The sequence below is a fragment of the Methylobacterium sp. WL8 genome, assembly GCF_008040045.1.
Taxonomy (GTDB): domain Bacteria; phylum Pseudomonadota; class Alphaproteobacteria; order Rhizobiales; family Beijerinckiaceae; genus Methylobacterium; species Methylobacterium cerastii.
Map to the genome: position 1 here is coordinate 1 of NZ_VRVF01000101.1, position 12,215 is coordinate 12,215.

The window sequence follows — 12,215 nt, forward strand, 5'->3', positions numbered from 1 at the left end:
TCGCCACCGCGTTGAAGGTGCCGCGGTCGATGTCGAGGTCGGCCGCCGTGACGGTCTCCACCGTGCTCGGGATCTTGTAGAGCGGCTGCTCGCCGCCGCGCAGGCGCGGCGATCCGGCGGACGAGACAGGCGCCGCGCTCGGCGACACGATCGGGGTCGCGCCGAGCGGCGGGGCGGCCCGCGTGGAGCCCGAGCCCGAGCCGCCGACCGGCGTCGTCGACACGACGCTGATCTCCGACAGCGTCACCGAACTCTGTGCGTAGGCCGCACCCGGCAGCAACGCCACCGAGGCGATCAGGCTTCCACGAAGCGCCCGCATTGTCATTCCCCAACCCCGAACCGACGAGCGGCGCGCCCCCTCTGCGGCGGGCTTACCCAGCACTGCTCGCCTTGCACTGCTTGAGCTGCACTCATGCAAGGCGCGTCGGGATCGGACAATCGCGGGACGACCGTGATCCGGCGGAAATCGCCGCTCACGGCGCCGTTACACGCCGAAACGGACGACCCGTGGTTCGCGTGCAACAGATTTTCTATGTCTCATCAAAGACTTAGGGAGTTTTCGGCAATGCTGCCCGGGAGGAATCGGCAACCCGGTTCCGGGTCGCCGGCTCTGGCTTCAAAGCCGGGCCTGGATCTTCTTGGCGATCTCGCCGAGTCGCTGCTCGAGGAGCTGCGGCACCTCGCAGACGTAGGTCAGCGACTGGCTGCGCTCCTGGAAGATCCGCCGGTCCCAGGCGAACTTGGTCTCGATCTCGGATTGCTCCTTCGAGACCTCGCGGGCGTCGGCCGCGCTCGGGCCGTCCTTGGTCTGGCTGATGGTGTCGGCCTCGTCGCGGATGCGCTCGGCCATGCGGCGCTGCCCCTGCGCGTAGCGCGCGATACCGCCCATCACCTTGTCGCGCTCGCCGTTCACCACCTCGAACACCCCGGCGTAGACGTGGGCGAGGCCCTTGGCCTTGTCGGCCGCCGGCACCTTGGCGACGTAGGCGTCGAGCAGCGGGTCGACCTCGTTGAGCTCGGTGCGGCGGGAGGCGAGCTTCTGGGCCAGCACCGCCGCGTCGTCGTCGTCGCCCCAGGCGCCGGCTCCGGCGATGTCCGGCCCGGTCCAGAACTGGCCGGGGCTCAGCGTCGCGACCTTGCGCTGGACGCAGGGCCAGTCGGGATCGGTCTTGGGTTGGGCCAGCACGGGGCCGGCGAGGCAGGCGAGGGCGACAACCGCCGCAGGGAGGATGCGAAAAACGATCATGACGGGTCTCCGGCCGGGCCGCCACGCCGGGCCATGATGCCGCGGCCGGGATCGTAGGCGACGACGGCGAGGGTGAAGAAGGCGAAGGTCACGCCGAGCACGACCGCGCAGGAGACCGGCTCGAACTGCCCGTAGAGGGCGAAGCGCACGAGCTGGACGGCGTGGGTGAAGGGGTTGCACTCGCAGATCCAGTACAGGGTCTCCGAGGATTCGCGGATGCGCCACAGCGGGTAGAGCGCCGAGGAGGCGAAGAACATCGGGAAGATCACGAAGTTCATCACGCTGGCGAAGTTCTCGAGCTGCTTGACCATCGACGACAGCAGCAGGCCAATCGACCCGAGCATCAGCCCGGCGGCGATGAAGGCCGGCAGCGCCGCGAGGTAGCCGACCGCCGGGATGTCGAGGTCCCAGAACCAGGCGATGGCCAGGAAGGCGTAGGCCTGCACCACCGAGACGGTGACGCCGGCGATCAGCTTGGCGAGGAGCAGCAGCCAGCGCGGATACGGGCTCGTGAGCAGCACCTTCATCGAGCCGACCTCGCGGTCGTAGACCATCGAGAGCGAGGATTGCATGCCGTTGAACAGTTGGATCATCACCGCCAGCCCCGGCACCACGTAGACCTCGTAGAGGACGTAAGTCTGGTAGGGCGGCTCGATCGAGACGCCGAGCGTGTTGCGGAAGCCCGCCGCGAAGATGAACAGCCAGACCAGCGGCCGCACCAGCGCCGAGAAGAACCGCTCCTTCTGGTTGAAGAAGCGCAGCAGCTCGCGCCGGACGATGCCGCCGAGGCAGATCAGGTAGCCGACCGCGTCGAGCCGCCCGAGATGGGCGGTCTCTCGCGGCGCGACCGGGCTCGTGGGAGAGGCGATCGTCGCAGACGTGCCGACTGGCGTGCTCATGCGGCCTCCCTGGCCGGCTTGGCCGGCTCGGACACGAGCCGGCGGAACGCCTCCTCGAGGGATTCGTCGGCCCGGCCGATGGTGCCGGCCTTTCCCCGCGCGACGATGCGGCCCTTGTGCAGCACCACGGCGTCGTCCTCGGGCGCGATCTCCTCGAAGATGTGGGTCGCCCACAGCACCGAGAGCCCTTCCTCGCGCACGAGGGCGCGGACGATCGCGACGATGTCGGCGCGCGATTCGAGGTCGAGGCCGACGGTGGGCTCGTCGAGCAGGAGCAGGCTCGGATGGTGGACGAGGGAGCGCGCGATCTCGATGCGGCGCGATTGCCCGCCCGACAGCGTGCGCACCTTGTCGGCGCGCCGGTCCGTCAGCCCGACCCGGTCGAGCAGCCCCGCGATCCGGGCCTTGGCGGCCTTGCGCGGGATGCCGTGCAGGGCCGCGTGATAGAGCAGGTTCTGCTCGACGGTGAGGTCGGTGTCCAAGGTCCGCGCCTGGAACACCACGCCGAGGCGGGCGAGCGCCCGCGACGGCTCGCGGTCGAGGGCGTGGCCGAAGATCGCGACCCGGCCGTCGCGGTTGTTGTAGAGCCGGGTGATCAGCGAGAACAACGTGGTCTTGCCGGCGCCGTTCGGCCCGAGCAGCGCCATGAAGCGCCCGCGCTCCACGGTGATCGACACGTCCGACAGCGCCCGGCGCGCGCCGAAGCTGTGGCTGACGGAGGCCACCTCGAGCGCCGGAACCTCGCCTGTGGCGCCCGCGCCCACTGCGCCCGCGCTCATCGCGCGAGCGTCCGCTTGGCGTCGCCGACGGCGTCGAGGCACTCGTCGAACTCGCCCTCCCCCTGCTCGCGCTCGGCCACGCGCAGGGCCTTGCGCAGCTTCGGCAGCGCCGCCTCGGGCGGGCCCTTGGCCAGCGCGTCCTTGATCAGGGCGATGCCGTCGGCGCAGGCGGCCTTGTCGTCGGCGAGGGCGGGGCTGGTCAGGAGGAGGCCGGCGAGGACAAGCGCGCGCATCATGTCACGGTGTGTCATTTCACGGTGATCGTGCCGGCCACGCCCTTCGCTTCGAGGCCGCGGGCTTCCCAGGTGTACTTGCCCGGCTTGATCGCCACGAACTCGATCGCGATCTCGCCCGGGTCGTCGAACTCGAAGTGGTCCGGCGGGCCGCCGCCGTGGATCTCCTTGTGCTCGATCACGATCTGGTTCCACCAGATGTAGCGGAAGAACTCGGTCGCGTAGAACTTGTATTCCTGGTGGCCCTTGGCGACGATCCGCAGCCGGTAGGCCTTGCCGGATTCGAGCTCGATGTCCTTGTTCTCGACGACGAAGTCGTTGCCCTCGTCGTTGCCGAGGACGAGGTCGGGCAGGTTCTCGCGCTTCTTGGTGAGGTCGAGCGCGAGCGCCGGACCGGCCGCGAGGATCGCGGCCAGCCCCAAAATCGCCGATCCCGAAACCGCCCGTCGAAGTCGTCGTGTCATCCGGTTCCCCCCGCGCTGCCGTCGACGGCAATCCTGCGTGCGAAAAAGGTCAGTTCGGCGAGATCGCCACGCCCCAGGGCAGCAGGCCGACCGGGATGCTCTTCACCACCTTCTCCGCCGCCACGTCGATCACCGAGACGTCGTTGGAGGTCCCGTTGGTGGAGAACAGCATCGCCTGGTCCGGGGTGAAGGCGAGCTGCCAGACGCGCTGGCCGACCGGCAGGTACTTCTGCACGTCGTAGGTCTTGGCATCGATCACCGCGACGCGGTTGGCCGGCCCGAGCGCGACGAAGGCCTTGGTCCCGTCCTTGGTGATGCGGATGCCCACCGGCTGGATCGCCTCGTCGTTCACGCTCGGGATCTTGAAGGTGATCTTCTTCACCACGCGGCGCGCGGCCACGTCGATCACGCTCACGGTGCCGCCGACCTCGGCCGAGACCCAGAGGAACTTGCCGTCGGCGGTGAACTCGGCGAAGCGCGGGCGCGCGTCGACGAGCACGTTGTCGATCACCTGGAAGGTCTTGGTGTCGATGAAGTGGGCCATGTTGGTGGTCTCGGAGGTGTTGACCAGCACCTTTCCGTCCGGCGACAGGCCCATCCCCTCCGGCTCGACGCCGACGGGGATCTCGGCCAGCACCTTGTTCTTCTCGATGTCGATGATCGTGACCTGGCTGTCGTCCTCGTTGGCGACGTAGAGCGGGTTGCCGCTGCGATCGAGGATGAACTGCTCGGGGTCGGGGCCGGAACGGAGCGAGCGCACCACCTTGCCGGTGGCGGCGTCGAGCACGTCGATGCGGTCGTCGTCGCTGGCGCAGACGAAGACCTCCTTGCCGTCCCGGCTGACGGTGATGCCGCGCGGGCGGCGCCCGACCTTCCAGGTCCCGGTCACCGCCATCGTCGCGGTGTCGATCACGCTGACCGAGTTGCCCTTCTCGTTGGAGACGTAGACCGTGTAGGCCTCGGCCGGCGCCGAGCCCAGAAGCGTCGCGCCGAGCGCGGCGAGCCCCAACCCTGCTTTCACGCAGCGGTCCATTCGCGATCCTCCCCCTCGTGTCTCGCAGGCTTGGCGCTCTGACGGCGCCGAAACCCTATTGCCCGACAGTGTAGTGCGTTTCGCCCGCGTGGCGAGGGCGGCGGAACGGCGCGTTCCCCCTGCCCTCAAGCGCGGTCACGGGAACTTGCGTGGTCACGGGAACTTGCAGGTCGTCTCGGGCAGGTCGGTCCCGAGGGTGTCGAGCGGCGTGCGCTGGTGCAGGAAGCCCTGCTCGGGCGCCACCGAGACCAGCGCCTTGGGCTGCACCACGATCAGCGGCTGGCGCAGCTGGTGATCCCAGGGGCGGAAGCTGAGCGACACGCCCTTGTAGGCGGGCAGGCCGAAGGCCGGGTCGACGAGGGAGGCGGCGAGCACCGACGGGTCGGCGCTCTTCTTGGCCGTCCCGGCGTCGCCGACGACGCGGACCGCGGCCCAGACCTGGTAGTCCAGCGGCCGCATCAGCCGGCCCGACAGGCGGCGGAAGCGGTTTTGCGCCTGGGCGGCGCCCCAGGTCTCCAGCACCGGCGACCAGGTGGTGGCGATAAGCCCCTGCGTGCCGCCGACGGGCCGCGGGTCGACGGTGCGATAGGGGACGTAGTCGCCCCAGTCCGCCTCCTCGTCGGCCACGATCGCCATGTCGTAGTCGAGCCCGCGGGTGAAGACCATCGCCTCGGCGCGGGTCGGCGTGTCGCCCCGCGCCTTGGCCAGCGGCCCGAAGGTCCAGGGCTTCTCCGCCGTGACCTTGAGGGTGAACTTCCTCGCCGAGTTGCGCATCGCGTCGGCGTAGAGCTTGTCCGCGTCGGTCGGGCCGACGATCAGGAACACCTTCCGCCAGCGCATGACGGTGAGGTACTGCGCCAGCGCATCGGTCTGCATCGCCCGGCTCGGGGCGATGTGGAACACGTTCCTGCGGCAGTCGGCGCCGCGCAGGCGGTCGTCGGGCGCCGCGGCGTTCAGGACGACAGCTCCCTTGCCGTCGGCCTTGGCCGCCTCCGAGACGGCGAGCACCTCGTCGGCCGGCAGCGCCAGGACGAGGAAGCGGATACCCTTGCCGAGCAGCGCCTTGGCCGCGTCGACCGCGGAGGGACCGCCCTCGGTGAGCGCGATCTCGTCCAGCGCGTAGCTCTGCTTGGTGAAGCGGCCGGTGGTGTTGTTGTCGGCAATCGCCATCTTCGCGCCGGCCAGCCCCTCGTCCTCGGGGGCGGCCTCGGCATCGTAGGAGGACGGCGCGGGCTGCGGCCGGTAGATCAGGCCGACATGGGTGGCGGCCGCCTCCGCGGGCGCGGCCGGGGCGGCGGCGGGTTCCTGCGCCATCGCCGGGCCGGCGAGACCGAGGGCGACGAGCATCGCGGCGCCGAGGGAAGGTGCAGGATCGTGCAGGATGGCGAGCATGGGGGCGAGCCGTAACAGCATTCCGGGGGCGGACTCAAACGCTAAGCGCATGTCGGTCCAAACGTTCAGCGCGCACCGATCATTGCAAAAACAACCCGCCGCGCGACCTTATGCCGGGAAGCGGCCGGCGTTGCGGTCGTCCCCGATGCCTCCGACCGGAGTTCCGTCATGATCCCACGCGGCAAAATCGTTCGCGGTATGATGCTTCGCGCGGCGGTGCCCCTCGCGCTCGCCGCCGCCTGCCATCCGGGCGCGGCGGCGGCCGACCCGATGAAGGCGGCGATCTTCCCCGTCGAGCTGTTCGATCCGGGCGTCGTCGGCGGGCGCAAGGCCCGGCCGGACGAGGTGCGCAAGCTCGCCCTCGTCACCGAGGAGCTGCGCAGCGCGCTCAAGGACAAGGGCGGCCTGGAGCCCGTCGACACCGCGCCGCAGGCGGCCGAGGTGAACAAGCAGGGGCCGCTCCACAAGTGCGACGGCTGCGCCGCCCCGATCGCCAAGGCCCTGGGTGCGGATCTCGCCGTGACCGGTTATGTGGAGAAGGGATCGGGCCAGATCTTCAACCTCAACGTCGCGATCGCCGACGCCGCCACAGGCAAGGTGGTGCGCGGCGGGCAGGTGGTGATCCGGGCCGACACCGACGACACCTGGACGCATGCCATGCGCTGGATCGTCAAGAACCGCCTTCTCGCCGAGCCCCTGCCCGGCAAATCGTGATGTCGTCCGGCGTCCGCGCCGCCTCCGAGCCGTTCCCGTTCAGGTCGCCCGTGTCCGAGTCCGCCATTTCCGTCTCGACCCATCCCCTGCCCCGCCTCCTTGTCAGCGTCCGCGACGCCGCCGAGGCCGAGGTCGCGATCCGTGCCGGCGCCGACCTGATCGACGCCAAGGACCCGGAGAACGGGGCGCTCGGCGCCCTGCCCGCGGAGATCGTCCGCGCCGTCGTCGCGCACACCGCCGGCCGCGCGGCCACGAGCGCGGTGGCCGGGGAGCCGGCCCCGGCGGAGCGGCAGGCCGCGATCCGCGCCATGGCGGAGACGGGCGTCGCCTGGGTCAAGGTCGCGGTTCGCCCCGACTGGCTCGCCGACGTGTCCGCCCTGCACGCGGCCGGCGCCGCCGCGCCCGGCCGCCTCGTCGCCGTGCTGTTCGCCGAGGACGATCCCGAGCCGGACTGCGCGCCGCGCCTCGCGGCGGCGGGCTTCATCGGCGCGATGATCGACACGGCGGTCAAGGACGGGCGCCGGCTGCCCGACCTCATTGACAGCGAGCGCCTCGCCGCCTTCGTCGCCGCGGCCCGCATCGCGGGGCTGGTGTCGGGGCTCGCCGGGTCGCTGCGCGTCGGCGACATCCCCGGCCTCGCCGCCCACCGGCCGGACTATCTCGGGTTCCGCGGCGGCCTCTGCCGCGACGGCGACCGCCGCAACGGCCTCGACGCCCAGCGGCTGTCGCAAGCCGTGCGGGCGCTTCGCCGGCCGGCCGCGCGAGACGCGGCGTGAGCGTGCGCACCGTCGTCAAGGTCGGGGGCAGCCTCTCAGCCGACCCGGCACGCCTGCGGGCGCTGCTCGTCGCGCTGGCGGAGGGCGCCTTCGGCCCCTGCCTCGTCGTCCCGGGCGGCGGCGAACACGCCGACGCGGTCCGCGCGGCGCAGCGGCGCGACGGCTTCGACGACGCCGAGGCGCATCGCCGTGCGCTCGACGCGATGAGCCGCATGGCGGACTATCTTCACGCGATTGAGCCGCGCCTTCCCGTCATCGCCCTCGCCTTCGAGGACCAGCGCCTTCAAGAGCCCGGCGGGGCCACCGAAGACACGCGGGTGGAGCCTCGCGGCCCCCTCTCCCATGGGGAGAGGGGACCCGCGCTTCGATCCGAAACCGCTGCGACAGGCGTGAAACCGTCCATTCGGACGGTGACGCGCGAGGGCGCCGGCTCGCTTCGATCCCACATCTGGGACCCCGCAGCCCTGCGCGCCGGCCACCCCGACATCGCCGAGACCTGGGACGTCACCTCGGACAGCCTCGCGCTCTGGGCGGCGACGCAGCTCGGCGCCGCCCGCTGCATCCTGGTGAAGTCCGCCGACGCGCCGGCGGGTGCCGACGCGCGGGCGCTCGCGCGGATCGGCCTGGTCGACGCCGCGTTCCCGGCCTTCGCGGCCCGTTACGGTGGCGCGGTCGCGATCCTGGGGCCCGCCGGCGAGCGCGCCGTCCACCTCCGGGCCGCCGCATGAGCGGCGCGCCCGAGCACCTCGTCTTCGTCACCGGCAAGCTCGCGCGCGCCCGGCTGGAGAAGGTCGCGAGCGCCCTGCCCCCCGAGCGCTTCGCCTGGAGCATCGCCGATTCCGGGGTGAAGGTCGCCGCGCTGATGACCGAGGAGATCATCAAGCGCCGCGTCACCCTGCCCGACGGCGCCACCCGCATCGTCCTGCCGGGGCGCTGCCGGGCGAACCCTGAGGCGCTGGCCGCCCATTTCGGCCTGCCGGTGGAGCGCGGCCCCGACGAGATCGTCGACCTGCCGGCCCATCTGGGCTTGGCCGGCCGCAAGGTCGACCTCTCGCGCCACGACCTGCGCATCTTCTCCGAAATCGTCGACGCCTCGAAGATGAACGCGGACCAGGTGGTGGCCAAGGGACTCGATCTGGCGCGCCGGGGCGCCGACGTGATCGACCTCGGCGGCCTGCCGGACACCGACTTCCCGCATCTCGAGGCGTGCGTGCGCGGGTTGAAGGCGCAGGGGCTGAAGGTCAGCGTCGACTCCTTCTCGATCGACGAGCTGCGCCGGGGGGCGGCCGCCGGGGCCGACTTCCTGCTGAGCCTCAACGAGGAGACTCTCGACCTCGCCTTCGAGACCGACGCGGTGCCGATCCTCGTGCCGACGCGGCCCGACGACCTGCCCTCCCTCGACCGCGCCATCGCGCGGATGGTGGCGGCGGGGCGCCCGTTCATCGCCGACCCGATCCTGGAGCCGATCCATTTCGGCTTCGTCGACTCGATCGAGCGCTACCGCGCCACCCGCGCCCGCTGGCCCGACATCGCGATGATGATGGGAACCGGCAACCTCACCGAACTCACCGAGGCCGACAGCCTCGGGATCACCGCGCTGCTGGTCGGGATGTGCTCGGAGCTGTCGGTCGGCAACGTCCTGATCGTGCAGGTCTCCAACCACACCCGCCGCACGGTGGAGGAACACGATGCCGCGAGGCGGGTGATGTACGCGGCCAAGGCCGACGCGGCGCTGCCGAAGGGCTACGGCCGGGCACTTCTGGCACTTCACGACAAGCGTCCCTTCGTGCAAACGCCCGACGAGATCGCGGCGCTGGCGGCCCAGGTCCGCGACCCGAACTACCGGATCGCGGTCGCCGAGGACGGGATCCACGTCTACAACCGCGACGTCCACAAGGTCGGCACCGACGCGATGGCCTTCTTCACCGATCTCGACGTCGCCAGCGACGGCGCCCACGCGTTCTACCTCGGCGGCGAGCTGACCAAGGCCGAGACCGCGTGGCGCCTCGGCAAGCGCTACGTGCAAGACGAGCCGCTGGACTGGGCCTGCGCCGCCGACGCCGATGTCGAGGACACCACCGCCTTCAAGAAGGCCGGCCACACCAAGCATTCCGGGCCGGACGCCCTGCCGGGCGCCCGCGACGCGCAGGTTCCGGTCGAGGCCGGCGCCTCGGCGCCCCGCACCATCGCGCCGGAGGAGGCCGCGGCCGAGGCGTCGGTGTCGGCGACGCCCGAGGCGCCCGCGCAAAAACTCGTCTGCGGCAAGCTCGTGCCGGCCGGGGAGGCCTGAGCCGGTGCCGCTGATCCTCGAGACGATCGTCACCACGCTCTCTCCCGAAGGCGCCCTGCACCTCGTGCCCTTCGGCCTGATCGCGGAGGGCGACGACTATGTGCTGGCGCCGTTCCGGCCCTCGCCGACGATCCTCAACCTCGACGCCGACCCGTACTTCTGTGCGTCGAGCCCGCGCGACGTGCGGGTGATCGCGGGCGCCGTCACCGGCCGCCGCGAGTGGCCGACGGTCGCGTGCGACAGGATCCGCGGACGGCGCCTCGCCGACAGCTTCGGCCACGCCGAGTTCGCGGTGACGTCGGTCGAGGCCGACGCGACCCGGCCGCGCTACCGCGGACGCCTGGTCCACGCGGCGGCCCACGCCCCGTTCATAGGCTACAACCGGGCGCAGGCCGCCGTGCTGGAGGCGGCGATCCTCTCGACGCGGCTCCACATGCTGGCGCCCGACAAGGTCATGGCCGAGATGCGCTATCTCGCCATCGCGATATCCAAGACGGCCGGCCCGCGCGAGCGGGAGGCCTGGGACTGGATCGAGGACAAGGTCGCCGCCCACCTCGGGACGGAAGACCGCATCCTCGCCGACACCGACGCCGCACGAGACGGCGAAGCCTCAGGAGTGACATGCTGATGAGAAGACTGGCCCTCACGAGCGCCGTGGTGATCGCCGCGCTGGCGGCGACCACGGCCCAGGCCCACGGCCCGACCCGCAAGAAGGTCGAGGAGACGGTCGAGATCAACGCCAGCCCGGACAAGGTCTGGAAGGTGATCGGCAACTTCCAGGACATGAGCTGGCTGCCCCTGGTCGAGAAGACCGAGGGCAAGGAGGGCAACACCCCCGACAAGGCCACCCGCGTGCTGACGCTCAAGGGCGGCGCCACCGTCGAGGAGAGCCTGTACAAGTATTCCGCCGAGAAGATGAGCTACTCGTACCGGATCACCAAGGTCGACGTGAAGACCCTCCCGGTCAACGACTACTCCTCCACGCTCAAGGTCGAGGCCGACGGCGACGGCAAGTCGAAGGTGTCGTGGGACGGCGCGTTCTACCGCGGCTACATGAACAACGACCCGCCGCCCGAGCTGAGCGACGAGGCCTCCCAGAAGGCCGTGCGCGGCCTCTACCGCACCGGCCTCGACGCCCTGAAGGCGCAGGTCGAGAAGGGCTCTTGAGCCGTTTCACGACGACGCGACGCGGAGGCCGGCCGGGTGCCGGCCTCTCGCTCGCCTCGGTCCTCGCGCTGGCCTTGGCCCTCTGGCTCGCCCCGTTCGCCGCGCGCGCCGCCGAGGCGGTCGTCACCGTGCAGGGCGACAACGCCGTCGACGTGATCGACCTCGCGGCCGGCACGATCCTGCAGCGCATCCCGGTCGCCGGCTCGCCCGCCGGCATCGCCTTCTCGCCCGACCGCACCCAGGCCTACGTGACCTGCCCGGACGCGCCGGGCATCGCCGTCATCGACCTTCCCACGCGCAAGGTCGTGCAGGTGCTGACCCTGCCGGGCGGTCCCCTCGGCATCGCGGCGAACCCGAAGGGCGGCGCCGTCTACGTCGCCGACTGGTACGCCAAGCGGGTGTTCGTGCTGGTGCCGGGCGAGGCGGGTCTGAAGCTCGACGGCGAGATCGCGGTCGGCGCCTCGCCCTCCGGGCTGGCGGTGACGCCGGACGGCGCGACGCTGCTGGTCGCCAACCGCGAGGCGGACACGGTCTCGGTGGTCGACCTCGCGACCCGCCGCGCGACCGCGACGATCGCCGTCGGCCACCATCCGTTCGGCCTCACGATCGATGCCGACGCCAAGCGCGCCTACACCGCCAACGTCACCGGCGACGACGTGTCGGTGATCGACCTTTCCGCGGCGCGCGAGGTCGGCCGGGTGAAGACCGGCCAGCGCCCCTACGTGATCGCCCTGACGGACAAGCGCGGCTTCGTCACCGACCAGTATTCCGGCACCGTCACGGTGTTCGACCGAGGCACGCTCGCCCCCGTGACGCGGATCGAGGTCGGCGACCACCCCGAGGGCATCGCGACCACCGCCGACGGCCGCTCGGTCATCGTCGCCAACTGGGGCTCGAACACGCTCTCGGTGATCGACGCCGAGACGCTGACGGTGACCCGCGAGATCAAGACCGACGACAGCCCGCGGGCGTTCGGGGACTTTTTGCGTTAGAGCATTTTCCGTGATCTCTGGATCACGGAAAATGCTCTAACTTGTTGTGGGGTCGCATTTTCTTCACGCGAACCGGCATCCACCTCGCTTGAAAATGCTCTAGCAGGCTGCTGCAGAAGTCTGGTGTTACGCTCGGTTTGGATCGTTATCGGTGTTTGCCACGGATTGGCCGACGTCCGAGAGGCTGGATTCTGCCTCTTCGATGGGAGCCCGGGTTACGGGCCGCGTCT

Annotated in this window: 14 protein-coding genes and 1 pseudogene; 7 read left to right on the forward strand and 8 right to left on the reverse strand. The window is 70.8% G+C overall.

Annotation, left to right across the window (positions count from 1 at the left end; genetic code table 11):
* The 8 genes and pseudogenes from FV234_RS23355 to FV234_RS23390 form a co-directional block, all read right to left on the reverse strand.
* A pseudogene (locus FV234_RS23355) lies at positions 1–319 on the reverse strand (TonB-dependent receptor); the annotation flags it as partial.
* Between the two features lie 297 nt (positions 320–616).
* Complete coding sequence (locus FV234_RS23360) at positions 617–1,246, reverse strand: hypothetical protein (protein ID WP_147753657.1); 630 nt, start codon at positions 1,244–1,246, stop codon at positions 617–619.
* Positions 1,243–2,145, reverse strand: coding sequence for an ABC transporter permease (locus FV234_RS23365; RefSeq protein WP_238272076.1), 903 nt, complete (start codon positions 2,143–2,145; stop codon positions 1,243–1,245). Before FV234_RS23365 ends, FV234_RS23360 begins: the two co-directional genes overlap by 4 nt.
* Entirely contained in the window at positions 2,142–2,924 is a 783-nt protein-coding gene (locus tag FV234_RS23370; protein WP_147753656.1) for an ABC transporter ATP-binding protein, read from the reverse strand. Before FV234_RS23370 ends, FV234_RS23365 begins: the two co-directional genes overlap by 4 nt.
* Positions 2,921–3,157 carry a hypothetical protein gene (locus tag FV234_RS23375; RefSeq protein WP_147753658.1) on the reverse strand — a complete coding sequence of 79 codons (237 nt, stop codon included), beginning with the start codon at positions 3,155–3,157 and terminating at the stop codon, positions 2,921–2,923. The genes FV234_RS23370 and FV234_RS23375 overlap by 4 nt, the downstream gene beginning before the upstream one ends.
* Before the next feature lie 14 nt (positions 3,158–3,171).
* A complete protein-coding gene (locus tag FV234_RS23380) occupies positions 3,172–3,621 on the reverse strand; it encodes a hypothetical protein (protein ID WP_147753655.1) in 450 nt (149 codons plus the stop codon).
* A 49-nt stretch (positions 3,622–3,670) separates the two neighbouring features.
* Entirely contained in the window at positions 3,671–4,654 is a 984-nt protein-coding gene (locus FV234_RS23385) for a YVTN family beta-propeller repeat protein (RefSeq protein ID WP_147813807.1), read from the reverse strand.
* 153 nt (positions 4,655–4,807) lie between these two features.
* Entirely contained in the window at positions 4,808–6,046 is a 1,239-nt protein-coding gene (locus FV234_RS23390; RefSeq protein ID WP_147831976.1) for an ABC transporter substrate-binding protein, read from the reverse strand.
* Positions 6,047–6,244: 198 nt separating this feature from the next.
* Here FV234_RS23390 and FV234_RS23395 point away from each other — a divergent pair, with 198 nt between their 5' ends.
* From FV234_RS23395 to FV234_RS23430, 7 genes are read left to right on the forward strand one after another with little or no spacing between them, the layout of a single operon-like run.
* Positions 6,245–6,760 (forward strand): DUF3280 domain-containing protein, encoded by a 516-nt coding sequence (locus FV234_RS23395; RefSeq protein WP_147813805.1) that lies wholly within the window; start codon positions 6,245–6,247, stop codon positions 6,758–6,760.
* A gap of 50 nt (positions 6,761–6,810) precedes the next feature.
* Positions 6,811–7,536 carry a (5-formylfuran-3-yl)methyl phosphate synthase gene (locus FV234_RS23400; RefSeq protein ID WP_238272078.1) on the forward strand — a complete coding sequence of 242 codons (726 nt, stop codon included), beginning with the start codon at positions 6,811–6,813 and terminating at the stop codon, positions 7,534–7,536.
* Positions 7,533–8,264, forward strand: a complete 732-nt coding sequence (locus FV234_RS26820) for a uridylate kinase (protein WP_238272079.1) — start codon at positions 7,533–7,535, stop codon at positions 8,262–8,264. Before FV234_RS23400 ends, FV234_RS26820 begins: the two co-directional genes overlap by 4 nt.
* Positions 8,261–9,826 (forward strand): DUF6513 domain-containing protein, encoded by a 1,566-nt coding sequence (locus FV234_RS23415; protein WP_147753650.1) that lies wholly within the window; start codon positions 8,261–8,263, stop codon positions 9,824–9,826. The genes FV234_RS26820 and FV234_RS23415 overlap by 4 nt, the downstream gene beginning before the upstream one ends.
* A gap of 4 nt (positions 9,827–9,830) precedes the next feature.
* Positions 9,831–10,454 (forward strand): DUF447 domain-containing protein, encoded by a 624-nt coding sequence (locus FV234_RS23420; protein ID WP_147753649.1) that lies wholly within the window; start codon positions 9,831–9,833, stop codon positions 10,452–10,454.
* A complete protein-coding gene (locus FV234_RS23425; protein ID WP_238272081.1) occupies positions 10,454–10,993 on the forward strand; it encodes an SRPBCC family protein in 540 nt (179 codons plus the stop codon). Before FV234_RS23420 ends, FV234_RS23425 begins: the two co-directional genes overlap by 1 nt.
* Positions 10,990–11,985 (forward strand): beta-propeller fold lactonase family protein, encoded by a 996-nt coding sequence (locus FV234_RS23430; protein WP_147753647.1) that lies wholly within the window; start codon positions 10,990–10,992, stop codon positions 11,983–11,985. The genes FV234_RS23425 and FV234_RS23430 overlap by 4 nt, the downstream gene beginning before the upstream one ends.
* Positions 11,986–12,215: the final 230 nt, after the last annotated feature.